Source organism: Bradyrhizobium prioriisuperbiae (genome assembly GCF_032397745.1).
GTDB classification, from domain to species: domain Bacteria; phylum Pseudomonadota; class Alphaproteobacteria; order Rhizobiales; family Xanthobacteraceae; genus Bradyrhizobium_A; species Bradyrhizobium_A prioriisuperbiae.
In genome coordinates, this window is the sequence record NZ_CP135921.1 from 319,910 (window position 1) to 341,759 (window position 21,850).

The 21,850-nt window shown below is 62.9% G+C and carries 19 protein-coding genes and 1 pseudogene; 9 read left to right on the top strand and 11 right to left on the bottom strand.

What is annotated here, in order from left to right; translation table 11 throughout:
• Positions 1 to 9: 9 nt before the first annotated feature.
• The 8 genes and pseudogenes from RS897_RS01500 to RS897_RS01535 form a co-directional block, all read right to left on the bottom strand.
• A complete protein-coding gene (locus RS897_RS01500; protein ID WP_315834855.1) occupies positions 10 to 408 on the bottom strand; it encodes a RidA family protein in 399 nt (132 codons plus the stop codon).
• An 11-nt stretch (positions 409 to 419) separates the two neighbouring features.
• A complete protein-coding gene (locus RS897_RS01505; protein WP_315834856.1) occupies positions 420 to 1,475 on the bottom strand; it encodes an Ldh family oxidoreductase in 1,056 nt (351 codons plus the stop codon).
• Positions 1,476 to 1,494: 19 nt separating this feature from the next.
• On the bottom strand, positions 1,495 to 1,893 hold the full coding sequence (locus tag RS897_RS01510; RefSeq protein ID WP_315834857.1) for a cupin domain-containing protein: 399 nt from the start codon (positions 1,891 to 1,893) through the stop codon (positions 1,495 to 1,497).
• A gap of 338 nt (positions 1,894 to 2,231) precedes the next feature.
• Positions 2,232 to 3,377, bottom strand: a pseudogene (locus RS897_RS01515) (IS4 family transposase).
• 201 nt (positions 3,378 to 3,578) lie between these two features.
• Positions 3,579 to 4,340, bottom strand: coding sequence for a GntR family transcriptional regulator (locus tag RS897_RS01520; protein WP_315834858.1), 762 nt, complete (start codon positions 4,338 to 4,340; stop codon positions 3,579 to 3,581).
• Between the two features lie 124 nt (positions 4,341 to 4,464).
• Positions 4,465 to 5,418, bottom strand: coding sequence for an amidohydrolase family protein (locus RS897_RS01525; protein WP_315834859.1), 954 nt, complete (start codon positions 5,416 to 5,418; stop codon positions 4,465 to 4,467).
• Between the two features lie 20 nt (positions 5,419 to 5,438).
• Positions 5,439 to 6,422 carry a Bug family tripartite tricarboxylate transporter substrate binding protein gene (locus RS897_RS01530; RefSeq protein ID WP_315834860.1) on the bottom strand — a complete coding sequence of 328 codons (984 nt, stop codon included), beginning with the start codon at positions 6,420 to 6,422 and terminating at the stop codon, positions 5,439 to 5,441.
• Between the two features lie 14 nt (positions 6,423 to 6,436).
• Positions 6,437 to 7,435: an ABC transporter substrate-binding protein gene (locus tag RS897_RS01535; RefSeq protein WP_315834861.1), complete on the bottom strand. Its 999-nt coding sequence runs from the start codon at positions 7,433 to 7,435 to the stop codon at positions 6,437 to 6,439.
• A 249-nt stretch (positions 7,436 to 7,684) separates the two neighbouring features.
• Here RS897_RS01535 and RS897_RS01540 point away from each other — a divergent pair, with 249 nt between their 5' ends.
• From RS897_RS01540 to RS897_RS01565, 6 genes are all read left to right on the top strand, one after another.
• A complete protein-coding gene (locus RS897_RS01540; protein WP_315834862.1) occupies positions 7,685 to 8,491 on the top strand; it encodes an ABC transporter ATP-binding protein in 807 nt (268 codons plus the stop codon).
• Complete coding sequence (locus RS897_RS01545) at positions 8,488 to 9,258, top strand: ABC transporter permease (protein WP_315834863.1); 771 nt, start codon at positions 8,488 to 8,490, stop codon at positions 9,256 to 9,258. Before RS897_RS01540 ends, RS897_RS01545 begins: the two co-directional genes overlap by 4 nt.
• A 33-nt stretch (positions 9,259 to 9,291) precedes the next feature.
• Positions 9,292 to 10,050: an SDR family NAD(P)-dependent oxidoreductase gene (locus tag RS897_RS01550; RefSeq protein WP_315834864.1), complete on the top strand. Its 759-nt coding sequence runs from the start codon at positions 9,292 to 9,294 to the stop codon at positions 10,048 to 10,050.
• Positions 10,047 to 11,606, top strand: a complete 1,560-nt coding sequence (locus tag RS897_RS01555; RefSeq protein WP_315834865.1) for an FAD-dependent monooxygenase — start codon at positions 10,047 to 10,049, stop codon at positions 11,604 to 11,606. The genes RS897_RS01550 and RS897_RS01555 overlap by 4 nt, the downstream gene beginning before the upstream one ends.
• A gap of 28 nt (positions 11,607 to 11,634) precedes the next feature.
• On the top strand, positions 11,635 to 11,958 hold the full coding sequence (locus RS897_RS01560; protein WP_315834866.1) for an AraC family ligand binding domain-containing protein: 324 nt from the start codon (positions 11,635 to 11,637) through the stop codon (positions 11,956 to 11,958).
• A gap of 172 nt (positions 11,959 to 12,130) precedes the next feature.
• Complete coding sequence (locus RS897_RS01565) at positions 12,131 to 13,261, top strand: DSD1 family PLP-dependent enzyme (RefSeq protein ID WP_407654411.1); 1,131 nt, start codon at positions 12,131 to 12,133, stop codon at positions 13,259 to 13,261.
• 44 nt (positions 13,262 to 13,305) lie between these two features.
• On the opposite strand, the gene RS897_RS01570 is transcribed toward RS897_RS01565, so the two are convergent.
• Positions 13,306 to 14,139: a FadR/GntR family transcriptional regulator gene (locus RS897_RS01570; protein ID WP_315834868.1), complete on the bottom strand. Its 834-nt coding sequence runs from the start codon at positions 14,137 to 14,139 to the stop codon at positions 13,306 to 13,308.
• A gap of 31 nt (positions 14,140 to 14,170) precedes the next feature.
• On the opposite strand from RS897_RS01570, the gene RS897_RS01575 reads away from it, so the two are divergent.
• The 3 genes from RS897_RS01575 to RS897_RS01585 are packed head-to-tail and all read left to right on the top strand — an operon-like array spanning position 14,171 to position 19,476.
• A complete protein-coding gene (locus RS897_RS01575; RefSeq protein ID WP_315838945.1) occupies positions 14,171 to 15,553 on the top strand; it encodes an aminotransferase in 1,383 nt (460 codons plus the stop codon).
• Positions 15,554 to 15,602: 49 nt separating this feature from the next.
• Positions 15,603 to 17,219 carry an ABC transporter substrate-binding protein gene (locus RS897_RS01580; RefSeq protein WP_315834869.1) on the top strand — a complete coding sequence of 539 codons (1,617 nt, stop codon included), beginning with the start codon at positions 15,603 to 15,605 and terminating at the stop codon, positions 17,217 to 17,219.
• 16 nt (positions 17,220 to 17,235) lie between these two features.
• Entirely contained in the window at positions 17,236 to 19,476 is a 2,241-nt protein-coding gene (locus tag RS897_RS01585) for a N,N-dimethylformamidase beta subunit family domain-containing protein (RefSeq protein ID WP_315834870.1), read from the top strand.
• A gap of 11 nt (positions 19,477 to 19,487) precedes the next feature.
• Here the strand turns inward: RS897_RS01585 and RS897_RS01590 are convergent, their stop codons facing one another.
• Both RS897_RS01590 and RS897_RS01595 read right to left on the bottom strand, forming a co-directional pair.
• The gene (locus RS897_RS01590) at positions 19,488 to 20,789 is read right to left on the bottom strand and encodes an LVIVD repeat-containing protein (RefSeq protein ID WP_315834871.1); all 1,302 of its coding nucleotides are present in this window, start codon (positions 20,787 to 20,789) and stop codon (positions 19,488 to 19,490) included.
• Positions 20,790 to 20,884: 95 nt separating this feature from the next.
• Positions 20,885 to 21,832, bottom strand: a complete 948-nt coding sequence (locus RS897_RS01595; protein WP_315834872.1) for an ABC transporter substrate-binding protein — start codon at positions 21,830 to 21,832, stop codon at positions 20,885 to 20,887.
• Positions 21,833 to 21,850: the final 18 nt, after the last annotated feature.

Below are 21,850 nucleotides of genomic sequence, written 5' to 3' on the forward strand. Positions count from 1 at the left end.
ATCCTTCGATCAGTCCGCCAGCACGGCGATGGCGTTGATCTCGATCAGATAGTCTGGCGAGGTCATCTTGCAGATTTCGACCATGGTCGACGCCGGCGCGATGCCGGTGAAATATTCACGGCGCACTTTATGGATGGCGTCGAAATGCTCCATGTTGCGCACGTAGACGTCGACCCGGCAGATGTCGTCGAGCGTGCCACCGGCTTCCTCGACCGCGGCCTTGAGGTTTTCGCAGACCTGGCGCGTCTGTTCCTCGATGTTGCCGATGCCGGCGATGGAGCCGTCGGCGCGACGCGACGTCATGCCCGAGAGGAACACGAAGCGTCCGCGCGCTTCGATCGCCGTGGCCTGGGAGAAGTGCCCATTCGGCTGTCGCAACTTGGGGCTGGTGATTTTCTGCTTGGGCATGGATGGTCCTTTCAGGACAGCTGAGGGGGAATTGCAACATTGAGTCGCTGCGCGCTCGTGCGCAGGGCCGAGATGGTGGTGGCGGCGACATGGCAGATGCCGTCGAAGGCGGCGTGCGCGCCGGCGGCGCGATCGCCGGGAAGGCGGACCGGCTCGGCCTGGGGCACGCGGCGGGACTGCCGGATCTTGCCGGCAAACGCCGATACCGCGCCCTCGAAGTCCCGCACCGCGCGAAAGCCCTTGATGTCGATCGCAAGGAACAGGTTCGAACAGCCATAGGGCTTTGACAGATCACCATAGAGCGGCTGGACTTCATCGCCGATCGCGCCGGACGACAGGCCGCCGGCCAGCATGTCGATCATCAGCGCCAGTCCGAATCCCTTGGCACCAGCCGCCGGAAGCAGCATGCCCTTGATCGCCTCCGCGGCATTGGTGGTGGGAAAACCGTCAGCGGTGGACGCCCAGCCGTCCGGAATCGGGCGACCCTGGCTGTCCGCCAAGCGGATCTTGCCCATGGCGCCGGCACTCAAAGCGAGGTCGAGGACGATCGGATCGCCTGTCGACGGCACGGCGATGGCGATCGGGTTGTTGCCGACAACGCGCTCGGCGCCGCCCGGCGCCGGCAGCAGCGGCCGGGTGTTGGCCATCACGATTCCGATGCAGCCCTCCTGCGCGATTGATCGAGCAAATCGCCCGGCGGCACCAAAATGAAAGGCATTGCGGACTGCGACCGCCGCAAGCCCATGCGTGCGCGCATTGGCCACGCAGAGCTGCGTCGCGCGTTCGGCAACGACATGGCCGAGTCCGTTCTGGGCATCGATGACGGCCTGTGTTCCGGTATCGGAAACGACGACCCCTTCGGCGGCCGGCGCAATGGAGCCGGACAAGATTCGGTCCAGATACATCGGCAGCAGCATCGTGCCGTGGGACGCGAGACCTTCGATGTCCGCATCGACAAGAGCCGTTGCGACGATACGTGCGTGCGCAGCTGGAGTGCCGGCCGACATCAGCAGGCGCGACGCGAATTCGACATAATCGACCGCCGAGACGGCGACAGAACCTGTCATCGGGATATCCCCTGCCGTATCAGTGGGCGTCGCGTTCGTCGGCATACCATGACGGCTTCACCGGATAATGCGGGCCATCATAAATCTCGACCACGACGGTCTCCTCGTGAGCCAGGGTCGGGCCGTGCACGTTGCCCTTCGGATTGCAGTAGAAACTGCCCGCCTTCAGCGTCACGCCGGTGCGCGTGTACTCGTAGTGGCCCGACAGGCAGAACATCATCTGGTTCGATGCATGCATGTGCGGCTCGGGGATGCTGGCGCCCTTGTCGAACTTGATGAGAGCGACGGAGGCGCCGGTGGCCTCGTCGCGCCAGAGCATCTTTTCATGGACGCCCTTGAGCGATTTCTCGCGCCACGGCATCGCGGCGGTTTGAATCAGAATTTCGTCGAGGCTTGGCGCGCCTTCGGGAAGCTGCATCGGCTTGTCCTCATGTTTCGAACCCGGGTCGATGCCGAGCTGTTTACATGATATTTCACATGATGTCTCTCAAAAAATGCGCGCGTTTTCGTCGATCGGCGATGCGATTAACGAGATGGCGAGTGTGGGATAAGAGAGACTGCAGTGAGGAGTGCTGAACACACGTCCTCAGAGCCCCATTAGAAAAGCGGCCTGATCTTTAGACCTTTGTAAGAATGCGAAGACAACCGCCTTCTCCGTCATGGCCGGGGCTTGTCCCGGCCATCCACGTCTTTCTCCTTTGAGATGCTGCAAAGACGTGGATGCCCGGCACAAGGCCACGGCTGTCCGGTTTAGGTTTAAGCTAGACTTAGGCACATCTGGCGCTGATCTTGGATGGTCGGCGATGGTTCGAGCAAGTTGTCGATATGGCGGCGTTGCATGAGATTGGCGCGGACCAACCTCGCGAAGACGAGCGGACTTCGAATGGTTTGCTGCGTGGCCTGAGCGAGGCGCAGCAGCAGGAAGGCGATCAGGGCAACAGCAATCTGGATGCGCACGGCATTCTCGGAGGTGCCGACGAAGCGGGTGATCTTGAGGGTCTGCTTGACCCAGCGGAAGAACAGCTCGATGGCCCAGCGGCGGCGGTAGAGATCGGCGATGTCCTCGGCGCTGGCATCGAGGTCGTTCGACAGCAGGCGCAGCACCTTTCCAGTCTCGGTGGTGACGCGCACCTCGCGCACTGCATCCTGCATCGGGTTGCGACGGCTCCTGGCCTGGCGTGCGGGGAGAAAGCCGATGCGATCGGACAGAATGTTGCTGCCTGGGGCGACCGGCAGTTCCTTGACCACAGCGAGCCGGGTGTTGGATTTGAACCGGCTGACGATGCGGCAGCCGGCGGCATCAAGCTCGGCCCACTAAGCATAATCGTAATAACCGAGATCGAAGACATAGGTCGCACCCGGCACGATCGGCATCTGATGGGCTGCGGTGATGTCGTTAACATTGGCGGCACTGACCGCGGCATAGATCGGACGATCGGCGTCGGCATCGTAGATCACGTGCACCTTGGCGCCGCAGATCCCGGCCGAGAACCGCGCCCAGCCAGCGCTGTGCTCGTTCAACCGCACACTCGTGGAATCAATCAGATAGGTCGTCTCGGCGAGCTTGCGGCGCAGCCCGCGATGGGCCTGCTTCATCATGACTTCCAGCAGTTCGCTGAACACCGCAACAGGCCGCTTGGCGTTGGCATCCGACATCGTCGACCGGCGGGCCGGACCTGCGCCCAGATGATAAAGCCGGGCCGCGTGGCTCGAAAGCCCGGTCACGATCTCGCGCAAACCCGAAGCGCCCGACAACTGGCCGTAGAGCAGCGCCACAAACTGGCCCTTGGTCGAGAGCCGACGCACCCGTGCGTCGGCATCATGATCTTCCACAAGCGCGTCGAACCGCTGCCATGGTACAAGCTTCAGGAGATCGCGAAATACTGTATTGTGAGGCGGCATGGTGCTGATCTCCATTCGTGTCCCGGAACGCTTGCAGACGTCCAGGACCGAGTAGAATCAACGCCATGCGCTTCGTCCAATAAATTTAAACCGGACAGCCGTGGCACAAGGCCGGGCATGACGAGCTCAACAACAAAGGTCCGATCTTGTTGCCCCGCGTTCTCAACCGGACTTTCTGGGTAAGATTTCCGCCGGCCATGCCTATCCAGAGATATCATGGCGGGCGCGATTGCCATGCCACATGCCGCGCGCGGTGGAATTCTGCAGGTTGGCGACACGCTCCCTGAGAATGGTCAGGTGGTCGCGCATCGCCTTGGCCGCACCATCGCCGTCCTGCGCCTTGATCGCCTTCAGGATGCGGCGATGCTGCTTGTCGGACCCCGCGGTGTCCAGCGTCTGCCACAGATGCAGGTACCAGGAGCGCGTGCATCGCTCGTGCAGCGATTTGGCGAAATCCCCGAGCGCGCGATTTCCGGACAATTCGCTGATCCGGGTGTGAAACGCACGGTCGCATTCGACGAAAGCATCGATGGCGCTGGCGCCGGCGTCGGCCCGGCTGTGGTCATCCAGGATCTGCTGCAACTCCCTGGCATCGGCCTCCGTCGCGCGAATGGCGGCAAGACGGGCGATCTCGCCCTCGACGGCAAGCCGCGCATCGAGGAACTCGAGAATCTGGCTGATCGAGTCGGGCTGGATGATCACGCCCTTGCGCGGCACCACGTCGATCAGGCCCTCGAGCTGCAGGCGCTGCAGCGCCTGGTGCACAGGGGTGCGCCCGAGATTGAGCAGTTTGCAGATCGCGCCTTCGTTCAGGTACTGGCCGGGCAGGAAATAGAGCGTGATCACCTTTTCCTTGATGGCCTGATAAGCCTGCTCGGTTAGCGAGGCGCCCGCGCCATCCCGTTCCGGTTTTTTCCCGGCCCGCGCCTTGACGGTTGCCTTCGATTTCTGAGCCTTCGCCATCACTGCCGACGTGTCCTCGACCTGGGTATCGTGCTGAATATCTTGAGCGATATCAGATCCCCCGAGTCTCGTCGAGCCGGCTTCCTCGCCTCCCGCCCCATCGTTGCGACCGTTGCCCATCGCGCTATTTTCGATCCAGCGATTGCGGATTATCGCACCAGATCGCCTTGAGCTGTGTCGGCGTCACGCCGGACAATTGCCGTCGCGGCTCGAGCAAGCCCATGGGAAACGGCCAGTCCGATCCGAACAGGATTTTGTCCTCACCAAACACATACCCAGCCAGTTCAAGGGCCTCTGCATCATGGGCGATGCAATCGACGCAGAAGCGGCGCAACGCCCGGCCGGGCGCCTCCCGCTTGGGATCGAGCCCCGGCCGCGCTGTCGCATGCCCCTGCTCCCAACGCGCCGCGAGCATAGCGGTGGCACCACCGGCATGCGCGAGACAGATCGTCATGTCCGGATACTGCTCCAGCACGCCTGCGAACACGAGGTGCGAGGCGGCAATCGCGGTCTCCATGGGATTGCCGAGCAAGTTATGCAGATAGAACGCATCAAGCCGGGGATCACATCCCTCCCCCGGGTGCAGAAACAGAAAACCAGATGCGGCATGAAGCGCCTGCCACAGGGGATGATAATCCGGCGCCGACAGCACGCGCTCGACGCCGCCAGCGGACATCGAGAAGCGCACATGCCCCTGCGCGATCGCCGCGGCGGCGGTTTCAACCGCGATCGATGGATGTTCGACTGGCAGATGTAGCAGCGGCGACAGACGTGGCGCATGTTTGCTGACCATGGTGGCAAGGCCATCATTGAGCGCCCGGATCCAGGCGGCGGCTTCATCCGCCGGCAGATGCGGCCGATAGGCGGGTGGCGGAATCGACACCCACGCATGCGCAACGTCATGCGCGTCCATCCATGCCAGCAACTGTTTCACATGAAACAGGCTCTTGATGCCGACAGCATGGCCATCGATGCTCAATTTCTGGGTATCGGAATCCCACACCACGCCGTCGAATCGCGACAGCGCGCCGTCATGAACGGGAATCAAGTGGGTGTGGACATCCAGGTCGATCTTCATGGCAACGAATTCCTACACGCTTAGTCGATCTTGAGGCCGGCTTTGCCGATGACGTCTTTCCAAGCGGCCGTCTCGACCTCGATTCGCCGCGCCAGTTCGGCTGAGCCTTCGCCGGTCACGGAAATTCCGGCCGCCGCGAGTTTTTGCCTGACTTCCGGATCGTTCAAGGCGCCGACAACCGCCTGCTCGATCGCCGCGCGCAATCGCTCCGGCGTGCCCTTCGCCACCAGCACCGCGAACCAGGCGCTGCTGTCGAAGCCGGGCAGCGCGGCCTCGTCGACGGTCGGCACGTCGGGCAGCAACGGCGTGCGCCGCGTGGTGGTCACTGCCAGCGCCCTGAGCTGGCCCGCCCGCACCTGCTCCAGCACGGTGGGCAGATTATCGAACATCAGTTGCACCTGACCGCCGACAAGATCCGTCACCGCAGGCATGCTGCCCTTGTAGGGAATGTGGACGATGTCGACACCGGCGCGCTGTGCGAACATCAGCCCAGTCAGATGACCGTTCGAGCCGATCCCCTGCGAGGCGAAGTTCAAGGTGCCAGGCCTTGCCTTTGCCAGAGCGATCAGTGCTTTCAGATCGGCGGCGGGAACCGCCGGATTGACCACGATGACGTTCGGCACGAAGCCGGTCCGCGTGATCGGGGCGAGATCACGCAGAGTCTCATAACCGAGGTTTCGATAGAGCAGCGGATTCAGCACGAGGGCGCTGGAGGCGATGGCCAGAAGCGTGTGACCATCGGCCGGTGCACGAACGACCGCGTTGACGCCGATCCCGCCATTGGCACCGGGACGGTTGTCGACCACCACCGGCTGCCGCCAAGTCTCGCCAAGCTTCTTGGCCAGCAACCGCGCAATGATGTCGCTGGTGCCGCCCGCCTGATAGGGTGAGACGATCGTCACCTGGCGGTCAGGAAAATCCTGAGCGCGCAGCGCCGTGGTGGAGGCTGCGATAACAAGCAGACCGGCCAGCGCAGCAGCAGCGGAGCGTTTCGGCTTCATCATCGAACCGGGCACCGTCAAGGCAGGACGGGTGCCTCGGGCAGGAAGCCCGGCACATAAATCTTGTCCGCCGTGAGCTTCTCGCCAGCAACCTCGATGTTCTTATTGATGAAGTCGACTGTGTTCTTCATCCGCTCCGGCGAGACGTAACCATAACCATGTTTCTTGACGTCCTCGGACAACGCGACACGCCTGAGAATATCGATCTCCTCGCGCACGATCTGCGGATCCAGTGCCTTGACATACTGCAACTGGATCTTCACCGCCTCGTCCGGATTGTCCAGGGTGTATTTCCATCCGCGTAGCGACGCTCGGACAAACTTCTTCACCACCTCGGGATTGGCCTTCAGAAACTCGTCCTGCACGCCGATGGAATTGGCGTAGATCTCAAGCCCGAAATCGCCGGCGAACAGACAGACCGGCTTTGAGTCGGGCACCGCCCGCCTGATCGCCGGCTCGCTCATCACGAACAGGTCGATGGCCTGCACCTTATGCGTCACCAGCATCGGCACCCGTGACGCGGCATCGATATTGACGACCTTCATAGTCTTGCTGTCCACGCCGTTCATTTCCATGAAGGCCGCCCAGATCTTGGGAACGAACGACGCCGTGCTCGATCCCAGTTCGATATTGGCGAGCTTCTTCGGGCTGTCGATATCCGCGCCGGGGCTGAGGCTGAAGATGCAGTATGGCGGCTTTTGATAGTTCGCGGCGACGATCTTGACGGCCGATGCGTTGCCACCGGCGGCGACAAGACTGGGAACGTCGATGAAGCCGAACTCGGTGGTGCCGGTCGCGACGGAGCGGATCGCATCCGCCGTGCCCTTGGACGGCAGGATCGTCACGTTCAGCCCTTCTTCCTTGTAGTAGCCCTTGCCGAGGGCGACGTACCACGGCGCATGGCGGCCGAGGCTGATGAAATCCAGCACGAATTTCACGTCGCGCTCCTGAGCCTGCGCCGCAAACGGCAGCAGCGCGAGAGCCACCACACCCAAAATCGTCAACCGCCTGATCATTCGCACGCCCCTCGCTCACACATGATTTGAAGAAACCCCGATTGGGAAACCCACTGCGGCGCCATGAACCGGGCCGCTAAATTGACACATGAGATATCATAAGATATTTCACATGAAAGTACACCGGTTTCTCGAGCGTAACCTGGGCGAGGCGCGCCGGACCGTTACGGTCCGGCAAAAGCTGCAAGCTCCAGGGGCAAGTTTCGGGCCAGCCACGGCACGCCATGATGCGGAGTTGACGAGCAAGCAATGCCATTTGGATCGGTCAGAAACGTCAGAAAAGTCTTTGCGGTGACCGAAAGCCGGTCGCACAAACAGGAGCCGGTCGTCGCGCTGGACGACACCAGTTTTGAATTCGAGGAGGGAGAACTGATCTCCTTTCTCGGGCCGAGCGGATGCGGAAAGACGACACTGCTCCGGATCATCGCCGGTCTGATCCCGAAGACGTCGGGAACGGTGACGATCGGCGGACAGGATGTGGAGCAGCCGATCGGCAACTATGGCTTTGTGTTCCAGAGCCCCAGCCTGATGCCGTGGCGCAGCGTGATCGACAACGTGCTGTTTCCGATCGAGATCCTCAAGCAGCGCGATGCCGCCGCACGCCGGTATGCCGGTGAGCTGCTGGAGTTGGTCGGGCTTTCGGCCTTTGCCGGCTCTCGACCGCACCAGCTGTCGGGCGGCATGCAGCAAAGAGTCGCGCTGTGTCGCGCACTGGTTCATCGCCCCAAGCTTCTGCTGATGGATGAGCCGTTCGGCGCCCTCGACGAACTGACGCGGCTCGACATGAACGATCTGCTGCTGCGCATCCGAAAAGAGACGAACGCCACCGTGCTGTTCGTCACCCATTCCATCACCGAGGCGGTTTACGTGTCCGACAAGGTTCTTGTATTCAGCAAACGACCGGCCCGCGTGGCCAGGGAAATCCAGATCGACCTGCCCTACCCACGCTCGCAGAAAACACGCTTCACCAGCACATTCGTCCGCCTCGAACGCGAGGCCAGCGAAGCCCTGGGTGTCCTTCCGCCGGAAACGACTGTCGAAGGCGATGCAGCATGAACAGCCAATCGATCTCGCGCGCCGCCTACCCCATCGCCGGCGTCATTCTGATCATTGTGATCTGGGTGCTGGCCTGCCGTATCGGCAACCTGGCGACCGTCGTGCTTCCGACACCGGACAAGGTGCTGAACTCGCTGATCAGCCACAGCGGGCTGCTGATCAGCGAAGGCTGGATCACGCTGAAGGAAACGCTCGGCGGTTTTCTGCTCGCCATGCTGATCGGCCTGCCGATCGCAGTCGCGATCGCCAATTCGCGGCCGCTCAATCTGATGTTCTATCCCCTGCTGGTGGCGTTGCAGTCCGTGCCAAAGGTTGCGCTCGCGCCGATCGTGATGATCTGGCTGGGCACCGGGATCGAATCCAAGCTGGCGATCGTCTGGCTGGTGGCGTTTTTCCCGATTATCGTCGACACCACCGCAGGTCTGCGATCGACGCCGAAGGAGTTGCTGGAGCTGGCCCAGAGCCTGCGCGCCTCCCGCCTGCAAATCCTGCTGAAGGTGCAGTTTCCGGCGGCGCTTCCCTTTGTTTTTACCGGAGCGAAGGTTGCCATGACCCTGGCAGTGATCGGCGCGGTGATCGGAGAGTTCGTCAGTTCGAGCGAGGGACTGGGGTTCCTGCTGCTCAGCGCGACCTCGCAGCTCGATACACCGCTGGCGTTTGCCGCGCTGTTTGCACTCTCCATGCTTGGCGTGCTGGCATATCTGATGGTCGAGCTGGTGGAAATACTGGCCAAACCCTGGCTGCCGCCGACGGCACAGAAGCACTAGTAGCAGCACAACTCGTCAGAAGGTCACGACCTCATGCGCGCAAACTTTGACTTTAACGGCGGAGTGATCGCCATCACCGGCGGAGCCAATGGGATCGGCCGCGCGCTGGCCCGATCCGCCGCCGCCGCCGGGAGCCAGGTGGTTGTTCTCGACGTCGACCATGCCGGGCTGGAAGGCGTGACAGCTGAGCATCCGAACATCTCCGCAATGTTTCTCGACGTCGGCGACCGCGCCGCGGTGATCTCCGCTTTCAAAGGAATCGCGCAGAAGTTCGGGAAGATCGACGGACTTGTGTGCGGCGCTGCGATCCAGCCCCGCACGTCGGTCCACGACATGGATCCCGATGAGTGGCATCGGGTGCTGAGGATCAATCTCGACGGCGTGGTCTGGTGCTATCAGGCTGTGATCGGCGGCATGATTGGCCGCCGCAGCGGCAGTATCGTCGCCTTCACCTCGGGCCTCGCGCATCAGGGCTGGCCGCAGGCCTCCGCCTATGCCGCAAGTAAGGCCGCGCTGATCGCCTTTGTCAAAAGCGCGGCCAAGGAAATCGCCGATCATCGCGTCCGTTTCAACATCATCGCCCCCGGCGTCATCGACACACCGCAATATCGCGCCGCAAACGCGGGACAAGACAACGAACGCTGGAAGGCGTCGACCGGCATCGGCGAGCCCGAAGACGTGGTCGGCCCGCTGATGTTCCTGTTGTCCGACGCCGCGTCCATGACCGCCTCACTGCTGAGCCGCGACACGGCCTATCCAGCCTCTGAAGCCGCATCAAAAGAGCTGCCATGAAGCCCATTCTTATTGTCGGGGCCGGACCGGTCGGCCTGACCACCGCCCTCGCGCTCGATTTCTACGGCCTCCCGTATCAACTGTTCGAGGAGGATGGCAGCCTCTCCAGCGACACCAAGGCCGGGACCATTCTGACCCGGACGCTGGAAGCATTCCGGCGCTATGGCGTGTCCGGCCAGGTGCTATCCAAGGCCTTGCGGGTCGACGAGATCGGCGATGTGGAGCGTTCGACCAACACTGCGCGGCCGTCGGTGCGCACCGACTTGCTGGCGCTGGAAACTCGTTATCCGTTCGTCATCAACCTGCCGCAGCATCACCTTGAACCGATCCTGCATCGGGCGATCGAAGACAAGTCGCCGGGCCACACTCACCTGCAGCACAAGCTCACGACGTTTACCGCGGCGACGGATTCGGTCAGTGCGACATTCGACACGCCCGACGGTCCACGCACGATCGAAGGTTCCTATCTGCTGGCCTGCGACGGCGGGCGCAGCACGATCCGGTCGATGCTGGATATCCCGGTAGAGGGCGAGTCACTGGCCGCACGAAATCTGCTGGTCGATATCAAAGTGGATCTGGATGTCGCGAACCCGCGGGACTATCCGTATCTTGCCTACTTCGCCGATCCCGACGAGTGGATGATCCTGGTCCGCCAGCCACATTGCTGGCGTTTCCTGTTTCCGCTGCCACCGGATGTGCCCGAACCCGGCACCGATGAGCTGAAGCAAAAGGTGCTGAAATTCATCGGCCCGGTGGACGATATCGAAATCCTCAACACCATCGTCTATCGCATCCACCATCGCATCGCGTCGCAATGGCGCTCCGGACGCGTGTTCCTGATGGGCGATGCGGCGCATCTGATCACCCCGATGTGGGCGCTGGGGCTCAACACCGGCATCCTGGATGCGATCAGCCTGCCCTGGCGGCTGGCATGGGTCGCGCGTGGCTGGGCTGACGACGCGCTGCTTGACGGCTATGGCCGCGAGCAGCGGCCGGTCGCGGCGCAGGGCTCCGGCGAGATGGCGGAGGCCGGACGGAAATACATGCTGGGGCAGCAGGATAATCTTCGGGCGATGTCCGGCGATGCCTGGGCGAATGCCATCACCCGCACCATGCTGGGCGTTCGGCTGGATGTGGACCAGTCCGGCGACTGGTCGATGGTCAAGACCGAACTCGGCCCGGTGCGGATCGGCGATCGCATTCCAGATTTTGTGCTGCACGGACCGGATGGCGAGCCGGTCCGGCTGCATCAGTTGATCGATGATAGCTTTGTGGTGCTGCATTTCACCGATGTTCGGCGGCGGCCCTCGCTTCCCCAGGACACACCGGGCCTCAAGCACCTGATCGTGTCGCGATGGGATGCGCCGCTCGACTCCGGCCTGCGCGAGCGCGCCTATTTCGATGTCGGCGACGCGCTGCGCAACCGGCTGGGCTGTGCGCTCGACACCGCCATCCTGGTCAGGCCCGATGACCACATCGCCGCCATCACCCCCATCGACCACGCCACGATCGAGCGGATTCACGCCCGGATCGTGCGTCCAACCACCCGTCCGTGACCTTCTCCCGAGATATGGAAGCTGAAACATGACGTCCTCTCCCGCCTCCCCACGACAACTCGGCCCGATCGGTGACAAGATCCTGTTCGAGAACGATCACGTGCGCATCTGGAGCGTCCAGTTGCAGCCGGGTCAACGACAGCCCTGGCACAAGCATGACCTGCCCTACGTGATCGTCCCGCTCACCAAGGGCAAGAACATCATGTACTTCGATGACGGGCGGGAACGAGAAACCAACGAAAATCCCGGCGAAGTGCTGTGGCGCGAAGCCGGGATCCCGCACGAACTCGTCAACATCAGCGACTGGGACTACAAGAACGTCCTGATCGAGATCAAAGACGGCAAGGCGTAGCGGCGAGAGGGATCGCACCTCGAGCGTTGACCACGGCGTTTGGCCCGTGCATCGTGATTGTCGGCCCGGATGCAAAAGCACTGCATCCAACAAAGGCCGGAAATGACATGCACGGGCACCAATGACAACAAATTCAGGTCCGGAACAGGAAACGCTGGAGCCGGGATATGACGTGCCGGCCCGGGTCGGCGACCTCCTCGCCGATATCGCCACCCCCGCCTTGATCATCGATCTCGACGTGTTCGAGCGCAATCTCGACCGCATGCGCGTTCACACGTCCGCTCTGGGCGTTTCCCTTCGCGCCCATGCCAAGATGCACAAGTCCGCGGACATTGCCAAACTGCAGATGTCGCGGGGAGGAGCCGTCGGCGTCTGCTGCCAGAAGGTGTCGGAAGCGGAGGCACTGCTGCGGGCGGGTGTCGGGGATATTCTGGTCTCGAACGAGGTTATCGGCGAGGCCCGCGTGGCGCGGCTGGTACGGCTCGCGGCCAAGGGCAAAATCACCGTCTGCGCGGATCATCCCGACCAGGTGGCGGCGTTTTCCCGCGCAGTGATGGCGCAGCGTGCGCAGAGCGGAAACAACGACTTGATCCTCGACGTCCTTGTCGAGATGGATTGCGGCTCGCGGCGATGCGGAACGGGCTCGATCGCCGAGAGCGTCACACTGGCCAAGGCGATCGCAACAGCGCCGGGGCTCCGTTTCGCCGGATTGCAGTCCTATTATGGACGGGCCCAGCACATTTACGCCCCGGCGGAACGGCAGGCCGCACTCAACGAGTCCATCGCGCTGACGACCAGCACTCGCGACGCCATTCGCGCAGCAGGGCTGAGCTGCGACCGGGTGACTGGCGCGGGCACAGGCAGCTTCGAGATCGAAGGCGCTTCGGGGCTCTATACGGAGATCCAGGCCGGCAGTTACGCCTTCATGGATGCCGACTATGCCAAGGTTCGTACCACGGATGGCTCCACGCCCGGCGGTTTCGAGCACGCGCTCTTCGTGCTCGCGACGGTCATGAGTGTCCCCGGCGCGGGCCGCGCGGTCTGCGATGCGGGCCTCAAGGCCGTGGCGGTCGACTCAGGGCTGCCTCTCGTAGCCGGGACGACGGGCGTCAAGGCGATCGGAGTTTCCGACGAGCACTGCAACCTGTCCGATCCCGATGGGCAGCTACGCCTCGGCGCGCAGGTCCGCCTGATCCCTGGTCACTGCGACCCGACATGCAATCTCCACGACTGGTATGTGGGCATCCGCAACGGCCGCGTCGAATGCCTGTGGCCGATCACGGCGCGCGGGAAAGTGTTCTAGGCTGTCGCCTGGTGGCGCCGATCTTTCATTTTCTTCTCTGAAGGCTAGGTCTTCTCGCGCGCCATCGATTTCGCGTTTGACGCCTGCATCAGCGCATCGCGGATATTGCCGAGGTGCCGAGTCATTGCCGCGCTTGCCTTGCGCGCATTACCGGTGGAGACAGCCTCGAAAATTGCCTCGTGATCCCTGAGCCAGATGGACCGGTAGTCCTCCATGCGCATGTGCGCGTGGATTTCCTGCCAGATGCTGGAATCGCTCTGCGCGCGCCACAGCGAATCGCAAATCGACACCAGGGCGCTGTTGCCCGTGGCCTCCGCCAGGATGACATGGAAACGATGATCCGACGCATCGGCTTCGCGGCCCTCGGCATGCTCACGGCGCATCATGGCGAGCGCATCGGCGAGCTGGACAATGATCGCCTTGGTGGCGCGTTGTGCCGCCGTCGCGGCAATCTGCGGTTCGATCATCTGCCGTGCTTCGAGATTCTCGAAGGGACCCGCGCCTTCAAGCGCATGCACGTCCGGCAGCTCGCGCCGGCTGATGACATAGGCACCGCTGTTGCTGCGGACCTGCAGCATGCCGGACATCGCAAGCGAGAGAATGGCTTCGCGCACCGTCGGCCGCGAGACTCCGAAGGTTTTTGCAAGTTCACGCTCCGCAGGCAGGCGCTGGCCGATGCGATAGCTCGCCTGCACCATCGTCGCGATCTGTTTCGCAACGACCTCGAAGCTGCGCAGTGGTGCGACTGGCGAAGTGGATGACAGTGAAGTGGGTGACATGGCGCGGGCATATCGCCTTTTTTTGCGCCTTGACAAGACAAAATTGGTCAGACCAAATTGGCCTGACCAAAAACAGAGCCCAACCTCGGCGCGCGACAAAGCTGCCGATACAGGAGAAGGGCCTTTGAGCGTGTTGAAGCGACTGCCGAATTCGACCGAAGCGCGGGATGTGCTGTTCCACCTGCACTCCCAGACCAACCCGACCCTGCATGCCGAAACCGGCCCGCTCGTGATGACCCACGGCGAAGGCGTTTACGTCTATGGCGCGGACGGCAAGCGTTATCTCGAAGCGATGGCCGGCCTGTGGTGCACGTCGCTCGGTTTTTCCGACAAGCGCCTGAAGGCCGCCGCGATGGCCGCCTACGACAAGTTCGGCTTCTATCACACCTTCAACCACAAGGCCCCCGACGCGGTGGTCGACCTCGCGGAAGAGCTGGTGGCGCTCTCGCCGATTCCGGATGCGCAGGCTTATTTCGCGACGTCGGGGTCTGAAGCAACAGAGACCATGGTCAAGCTGGCCTGGGTCTATCACGCGGCGCGCGGCAAGCCCGGCAAGCGCAAGATCATTGCGCGCGATCGCGGCTTTCATGGCTCGACCATCGTGGCGGCCTCGATGTGCGGTCTGCCGCGGATGCATCGCGAGTTCGGGCTGCCGTTACAGGGCTTCCTGCACACCCATTGCCCGGATCCCTATCGCGGTCCGCTGCCGGGCGAAACACTGGAAGCCTTCACCGACCGCCTTGCGGCCGATCTCGCCGATATGATCGACACCGAGGGGCCGGACACCATCGCGGCCTTCATCGCCGAGCCGATCAACGCGGGCGGCGGCGTGGTGGTGCCACCGAAAGGCTACTTCGCAAAAATCGAGGCGGTGCTTCGGCGATACGATATCCTGATGCTGGCCGACGAAGTCGTCTGCGGCTTCGGCCGCACCGGCAACTGGTTCGGCTGCCAGACCGTCGGCATGCAGCCGGACATGATGGCGCTGGCCAAGGGGCTATCATCCTCCTACTTCCCAATTTCCGCCGTGCTGCTGTCGCGCCCGATCCGGGATGCGCTCACCGAGATGAACAAGGCGGGCGAACTGTTCGGCCATGGCTTCACCAACTCCGGCCATCCGGTCGGCTCCGCCGTCGCACTGGAAACTCTGCGCATTTATCACGACATGGACGTCGTCACGCATGTGCGTGCGATGGGCGCACGGCTGCGGGCCGGCCTGGACAAGATTGCCGCGGAATCGTCCATCGTCGGTCAGGTGCGCGGCGAAGGCCTGATGTTCGGGGTCGAGCTCGTCGCCGATTCCGCGACCAAGGCTGCCTTCGATCCCGCGCTGAGGGTCGGCGCCGCGTTCGATACCGCTGCGCTGGCGAACGGCCTGATCATTCGCGCCATGGGCGACACCATCGGCCTCTGCCCTCCTTTGATCATCAAGCCCGACGAGGTCGACGAGATGCTCGATCTCTTCGCCCGGACCCTGAAAACCGTGGAAGCGAAGTTATCCCATCGGGCTTGAGCCTTTTGACGAACACCTGTCCCTAGACCGCCTCGCAAGGAGAATCAGGATGCGCCGTCGAGACCTGCTTCGTTCCAGCCTGGGCGCCGGTCTCGGCGCGGCCCTTGGATCTCCGCTTGGCGCCCCGCTCCTCCTGCCGCGGATCGCGCGGGCGCAAGGCGCGCGGACTCTGCGCTTCGTGCCGCAGGCCGATGCCGCCATCCTCGATCCGATGATCACAACCGGCCTGGTCAATCGCAACCACGGCTTCCTGGTGTTCGATACGCTCTATGGTGTCGACGAGAGCTTGCAGCCAAAGCCGCAAATGGTGGCGGGCCATGTTCTCGAGGACGACGACAAGATCTGGGTGATGACCCTTCGCGAGGGACTGAAGTTCCATGACGGCGAGCCGGTCCGCGGCCGTGATGTGGTCGCGAGCCTGAAGCGCTGGGCGTCCCGCGATGCTTTCGGCAATTCGCTGTTCAACATCGTGGACGAGATTTCGGCGCCCGATGATCGCACCGTGCGCTGGCGCCTCAAAAGCCCATTTCCCTTGTTGCCGGAGGCGCTCGGCAAGGTGGGCGCCATCATCGCCTTCATCATGCCGGAGCGGCTGGCGCAGACCGACAGCGCATTGCCGGTCAAGGAGCTTGTCGGCAGCGGCCCCTTCCGTTTCAAGGCGGACGAGCACGTGCCTGGCGCTCGCCTGGTCTATCAGCGTTTCGACGGCTATGTGCCGCGGCCGGATGGCAAGACCAGCCTGCTCGCCGGGCCGAAGGTTGCCAATTTCGATCGCGTGGAATGGCAGATCATGCCTGATCCCGCGACCGCGGCCGCGGCCCTGCAGCGCGGCGAGATCGACTGGTGGGACCAGCCGATCCTCGATCTGCTTCCGACCCTGCGCGCCAACAAAGCGCTCAAGGTCGAGCTGCTCGACAATATCGGCAATGTGGGCGTGCTGCGCTTCAATCACACGCAGCCGCCGTTCGACAACGCCGCCATCCGCCGTGCCGTGCTCTCGGCCGTGAGCCAGCGCGATTACATGTCCGCCGTCGCCGGCGACGACTCCAACCTGTCGCGCGACAAGATCGGCTTTTTCCCACCTGGCTCGATCATGGCCAACGATGAAGGGATGGAGGCGCTCAATGGGCCACGCGACATCACGGCCGCGGCCAGGGCGATCAAGGAGGCCGGCTACAAGGGCGAGACGGTGCTGCTGATCGCACCCGGCGATTTCCCGGTGATTGGCCAGATGAGCGAAGTGACCGCCGATCTTTTCAAGCGGCTTGGATTCAAGCTCGACTATGCCGTGATGGACTGGGGCTCCATGCTCAAGCGGATGAACAGCCGCGAGACGCCGGACAAGGGCGGTTACAACGCCTTCTGTACCTATTCGGCCGGCGTGACGCAGCTCAATCCGTCGGCCCACAACTTCATCCGCGGCAGTGGCGACAAGGCCACCTTCGGCTGGGCGCGCAGCCCCAAGCTGGAGGAGCTGCGCGACGCCTGGCTGGTGGCGCCGGACGCCGCCGCGCAGAAGAAAATCGGCATCGAGATGCAGCGTCAGGCCTTCATCGATGTGCCCTACGTGCCGCTCGGCGTGTTCTACCAGCCCACCGCCTACAGGAAGGAGCTGACCGGCATGCTCAAGGGCCTGCCTTTGTTCTGGAACCTGCGGCGCGGTTGACGAAAGAGACTTTCTCATGCTGCCAATCACCGGCTATGTCGATCGCTGGAGCGTGCGCCCCGGCGAGACAATCAACTTCATGATCGGCGTGCGTGGCGGCGGACGTTACCGCGCCCGCATCGCCCGCGTGATCTGCGGCGATCCCAATCCGCGGGGACCGGGTTATCGCGAAATTCCCGTGCCGTGGACGCTGGAGGGCGAACATGACGGGAAGGAGCAACTGATCGCCAAGGGCTCCTGGATCGATATCCCTTCGCTTGATCTCGGCACCAGCGCAAAACCGATAGCCTTTGCGGCAACAATCTGGCCAACGCTGCTTGTTGCCGGCAGGCAGGCTGTCCTGAACTGGAAGGGCGGCGACGTGTCGCTGACACTGGGCATCGGCACAAAAGGCGCCTTCTGCAGGCTCGCCACGCCAGCGGGCGTCCTCGACATCGAAACCGGCAACCCACTTACCGAACGCGCCTGGTACGATATTGCTGGCGTGTTCGATCCAGCGACCGGAACACTGCGGCTGGGCCAAGCGCCACGCAAGGCGAGACTCGATCGCGACGAACGCGCCGAGACGAACGCCACGGCCAAAGGTGCCCGGTTATCAGGCGTGGGTGCTGTGGCCGTTGCGGCAGAACGTTCGAACGACGGGCCCCATCTGCACTTCAACGGCAAGATCGAATGGCCGCGCATTGTGGCTGGCACGGGTGGTCTTGACGACGTGCTCGCGACACAACGCACGGGCACAGCGACAGCAGGAAACATCATCGCCGAATGGGATCTATCGATCGGCATTCCCACTGATACAGCGACCGATATCGGCCCGGCGAAAGCCCATGGACGCTGCGTCAACCTGCCGACGCGAGGCATGACGGGCTCACACTGGACAGGCGCCTTCCATCGCTGGACCGAGGCGCCGGAGCAATGGGGGGCCATTCATTTCCACGACGACGATATCGGCGACGCCGAGTGGACACCTTCGCTGAGCTTCACCGTGCCGACGGATTGGAAAAGCGGCGTCTATGCCTTGCACCTCGACAAGGACGGTGCACGCGACAACATCGTGTTTTATGTGCGCGCCGCCAAGGCAGGCACGCAGGCCAAGGTCGCCTTCCTCGCGCCGACCTTCTCCTACACCGTTTACAGCCAGTTCCAGAAAAAGGGCCGCGAAGCGCTGATCATCGAGCGGTCACGCGCCTGGGGCGCCTTGGCGCAGGCACCGGACGGCCATCCCGAATACGGTGTTTCGCCCTATAACTTCCATTCGGACGGCAGCGGCGTGGTGATGTCGACCATGCGCCGGCCCTTGATCGATAAGCGGGTCAACCAGATCCATCTCGTCGACCCCAGCCCCTATGGCTCCGGGCTCTACTGGATCTCGGCGGACAGCTACATCACCGATCTGCTGACACGCAAGGGTATCGACTTCGAGGTGATCACCGATCACGACGTGCATGCTGAAGGCGCGGAGCTGCTGTCGAACTACGCGGTCGTGCTCACCGGCCAGCATCCCGAATATCACACCACTGAAACACTCGATTCGCTCAGTGCCTATCTGGAAAACGGAGGCCGCTTCATCTATCTCGGCGGTAACGGCTTCTACTGGAAGGTGGTGCCGCATACGAGCGGGCCCTGGGCCTTCGAACTGCGACGCGCCGAGGGTGGCATCCGTCTCTGGGGAACGGAGCCAGGCGAGAGCTACCATGCCTTCGACGGCTCCTATGGTGGCCTTTGGCGTCGCCTTGGCCGCCCACCACAGATGCTGGCCGGAGTCGGCTTCAGCACGCAGGGCGAATACAAGGGTTTCCCCTACACGTTCCTCGACGGCATCCTCGATCCGCGCGTCGCTTTCATGCGCGAGGGCATGGAGGACAAGGCGACGCCCGGAGGCATTCTCGGCGAGCGCGGGCTGATGGGCGGCGGCGCCGCAGGCCATGAGCTCGATCGCGCCGATGTTCGCCTGGGCACGCCGCCCCATGCCATCATTGTCGGGCGGGCCGTGCTCGAAGACCCGACCTACCAGCCGGTGAACGAGGAACGTTACGATCACACCTGGCCGGCAGCACGCGAGGACATCATCCGGTCCGATTTGACATTCTTCGAGACACCGAAAGGCGGTGCCGTGTTCTCGGTCGGCTCGATGAACTTCATCGGTGCGCTGCCGATCGACAGCTACGACAGCGTCGCGGCGCGATTGATCACCAATGTCGTCAAGCGCTTTGCCAACCCGGCGCCGTTTCCTTCCCCGCGACCCGCCGACGACTGAGACATCGCCGCTTAGCCGTCATATTGGAGGACATGCAGTCCGCCATTCCAGTCGCTCAGGTACATGATGCCGTTGGCCTGCACGTTGATGTCGCAGGACTGCGGCGCCAGCGCATTGCCGGGCCGCGGGTCCATGATTTTGGCGGGCGGCGGCGGCACGAAGCTGGCGACTTCCCTGGGCGCGAAGGCGTCCCGGATATCGAAGATGCGCAAGCCGGCATTATGATAGGTGGCGAACAGGATATCCTCGCTCTGAAAGCTCTCCGGCCGGTTTTCATGCAGGTTATGCGGACCAAAATTCTCGCCGGGACGACACCAGGACTGATCCGTGGGCGTCGGCAGGGTCGAGATCGAGACCGGGTTTTCCAGCACGCGGACATCGTAGAGCCATGTGTAGCTCAAACCTTTGGCGCAGGCGAAGCCGTTGGATTCCTCCAGCATCACGGCCAACTTGCGACCGGGCAACGGCAGCGGCGTATGGGTGCCGCCGGCGAACGGCGGCGCGGTGTTGACGTGAGCGAGAAGCTTGATATTGGCGGGATCAGCCACGTTCAAGATGGTGAAGCCGCCATCCCGCCACGCGGCATAGCCGATGTCACCTGAAACGATCATGTGATGCAGCGCAACGCGCTTCTTCTCCCAGTTCGGTTTCTCCCCGCCGTCACGCCACATCCCCGGCATCCACCAGCGGCCGGCGATGGTCGGCTTGGTCGGCTCCTTCATGTCGACGATCACCAGCATGTGGTCGGTGAAGCCATCCATGTGCGCCGAGACATAAGCGTAACGGCCGCCGTCATACCAGAGGCGGTTGAGGCCGATACCTGGAATCGGCAGGAACGCGATTTCCGTCGGCGCAGCCGGTTTGGAGATGTCGTAGACCTTCAGGCCGGCGACGAAATCCGATCGTCCGGACACGCTTCCCGCATAGGACTGGCCATAATAGGAAAACGACGGATTGTATTTCCCGATGGTCGGGATATCCGCGCCGCACACGATCAGCATGAGATCGCCGTGGGTCTGCAGGTGATGGGTGCGGGTGTTCGGCGGCGCCGCCACGAACTGCAACGGCTTCGGCTTGGACGGATCGGCCACATCCATGATGGTGAAGCCGTTGCTGAACATATGGCCGACATACAGATGGTTGCGGCTCACCATCACCTGCACGCCGTCGGGGCGGCCGCCCTGATCACTGAACGCCAGGTGCTTGATCTTGCCCGTCGGTCCCGGTGTCGCGCCCCGGCTGATGGCGGGCAACGCGACGGCCGTGGAAAATCCAGCCATCGCGGCCAATGCTGAACGGCGATTGAAAAGCATAACGGTCCTCCCTGCCCCTGTCCGCGGCTCTTTCCGGTGGCCGCGATGTTTGGACAGTGTTCGCCGTTATCAGCGACAAATCAACTCCGGCGTCGCTATTGCGAACGGTCCGAAGTCCAGCCCTTGTAATCCTTGATATTGTCGCGGGTCACGAGCTTGGATGGCAACAGCTCCACGGTCGAGGCGGGCTTGTCGCCCTTGAGAATGCCGACGCCGACCTGCACGGCGCGGCGGGCCATGAAGAAAGGATCCTGCGACGCGGACGCCTGGATCTGCGCCGCCGCCGGATCCTTGAGCGCGGCTTCGATATCGGGCGCGCCATCCACCGCCGTGATGATGATGCCGGTGCGTTGCTGCTGGCGCGCCGCGAGATCGGTACCGATGGCCTGGGGATCGTTGATGGCGAAGATGGCATCGATCTTGGCGAAGCGGGTCAGATAGCCCTGGGTTACGGTGAGGCCGCCCTCGCGCGATCCCTTGGCGTCCTGGTCGCTCGACAGCACCTTGATCCCAGGAATCTTGCCGAACACGTTCTTGCAGCCGACGACGCGATCGATCACGGCAGAAACCTGCGGCCCGTTCTCGATGATAACCTCGCCTTTGCCGCCGAGCTTGTCGACGATGTACTGGCAGGAGATTTCGCCGGCCTGAACATTGTTGGTGGTCACGGTGGCGTCGGCGCCCTCAGCCGCGGTGTCCACCGCGACCACGACGATGCCGGCCGCCTGCGCTTTCTTGATCGCCGGGCCCACGGCTTTCGGATCGCCAGGATTCAACAGGATCAGGTCGACGCCGGCGGCGATGAAGTTGTCGATCTGGGTGACCTGCTTGCCGAGGTCGTATTCAAAGCCGACCGTCGTGATCTTCACACCGGGATTGGCCTTCTTGGCTTCAAACTCGGCACCCTTCGAGAGTGCGACAAAAAACGGGTTGCCAAGCGAGCCCAGCGAGATGCCGATCGATTTGAGCTCCTTGGCAAAAGATGGGGCCGAGCTCATGGCGAGCGCGACCGCGGCGCCGGCAAGCGAGATCGTCTTCAACATTGGCGTCCTCCCTGGTCT

What these genes read in the sequence shown, in the direction of transcription:
- RS897_RS01535 (WP_315834861.1), bottom strand. Translation starts at nt 7,435, where the DNA reads ATGATCAGGCGGTTGACGATTTTGGGTGTGGTGGCTCTCGCGCTGCTG.
- RS897_RS01510 (WP_315834857.1), bottom strand. Translation starts at nt 1,893, where the DNA reads ATGCAGCTTCCCGAAGGCGCGCCAAGCCTCGACGAAATTCTGATTCAA.
- RS897_RS01545 (WP_315834863.1), top strand. Translation starts at nt 8,488, where the DNA reads ATGAACAGCCAATCGATCTCGCGCGCCGCCTACCCCATCGCCGGCGTC.
- RS897_RS01540 (WP_315834862.1), top strand. Translation starts at nt 7,685, where the DNA reads ATGCCATTTGGATCGGTCAGAAACGTCAGAAAAGTCTTTGCGGTGACC.
- RS897_RS01585 (WP_315834870.1), top strand. Translation starts at nt 17,236, where the DNA reads ATGCTGCCAATCACCGGCTATGTCGATCGCTGGAGCGTGCGCCCCGGC.
- RS897_RS01590 (WP_315834871.1), bottom strand. Translation starts at nt 20,789, where the DNA reads ATGCTTTTCAATCGCCGTTCAGCATTGGCCGCGATGGCTGGATTTTCC.
- RS897_RS01500 (WP_315834855.1), bottom strand. Translation starts at nt 408, where the DNA reads ATGCCCAAGCAGAAAATCACCAGCCCCAAGTTGCGACAGCCGAATGGG.
- RS897_RS01555 (WP_315834865.1), top strand. Translation starts at nt 10,047, where the DNA reads ATGAAGCCCATTCTTATTGTCGGGGCCGGACCGGTCGGCCTGACCACC.
- RS897_RS01580 (WP_315834869.1), top strand. Translation starts at nt 15,603, where the DNA reads ATGCGCCGTCGAGACCTGCTTCGTTCCAGCCTGGGCGCCGGTCTCGGC.
- RS897_RS01550 (WP_315834864.1), top strand. Translation starts at nt 9,292, where the DNA reads ATGCGCGCAAACTTTGACTTTAACGGCGGAGTGATCGCCATCACCGGC.
- RS897_RS01505 (WP_315834856.1), bottom strand. Translation starts at nt 1,475, where the DNA reads ATGACAGGTTCTGTCGCCGTCTCGGCGGTCGATTATGTCGAATTCGCG.
- RS897_RS01520 (WP_315834858.1), bottom strand. Translation starts at nt 4,340, where the DNA reads ATGGCGAAGGCTCAGAAATCGAAGGCAACCGTCAAGGCGCGGGCCGGG.
- RS897_RS01595 (WP_315834872.1), bottom strand. Translation starts at nt 21,832, where the DNA reads ATGTTGAAGACGATCTCGCTTGCCGGCGCCGCGGTCGCGCTCGCCATG.
- RS897_RS01560 (WP_315834866.1), top strand. Translation starts at nt 11,635, where the DNA reads ATGACGTCCTCTCCCGCCTCCCCACGACAACTCGGCCCGATCGGTGAC.
- RS897_RS01530 (WP_315834860.1), bottom strand. Translation starts at nt 6,422, where the DNA reads ATGATGAAGCCGAAACGCTCCGCTGCTGCTGCGCTGGCCGGTCTGCTT.
- RS897_RS01525 (WP_315834859.1), bottom strand. Translation starts at nt 5,418, where the DNA reads ATGAAGATCGACCTGGATGTCCACACCCACTTGATTCCCGTTCATGAC.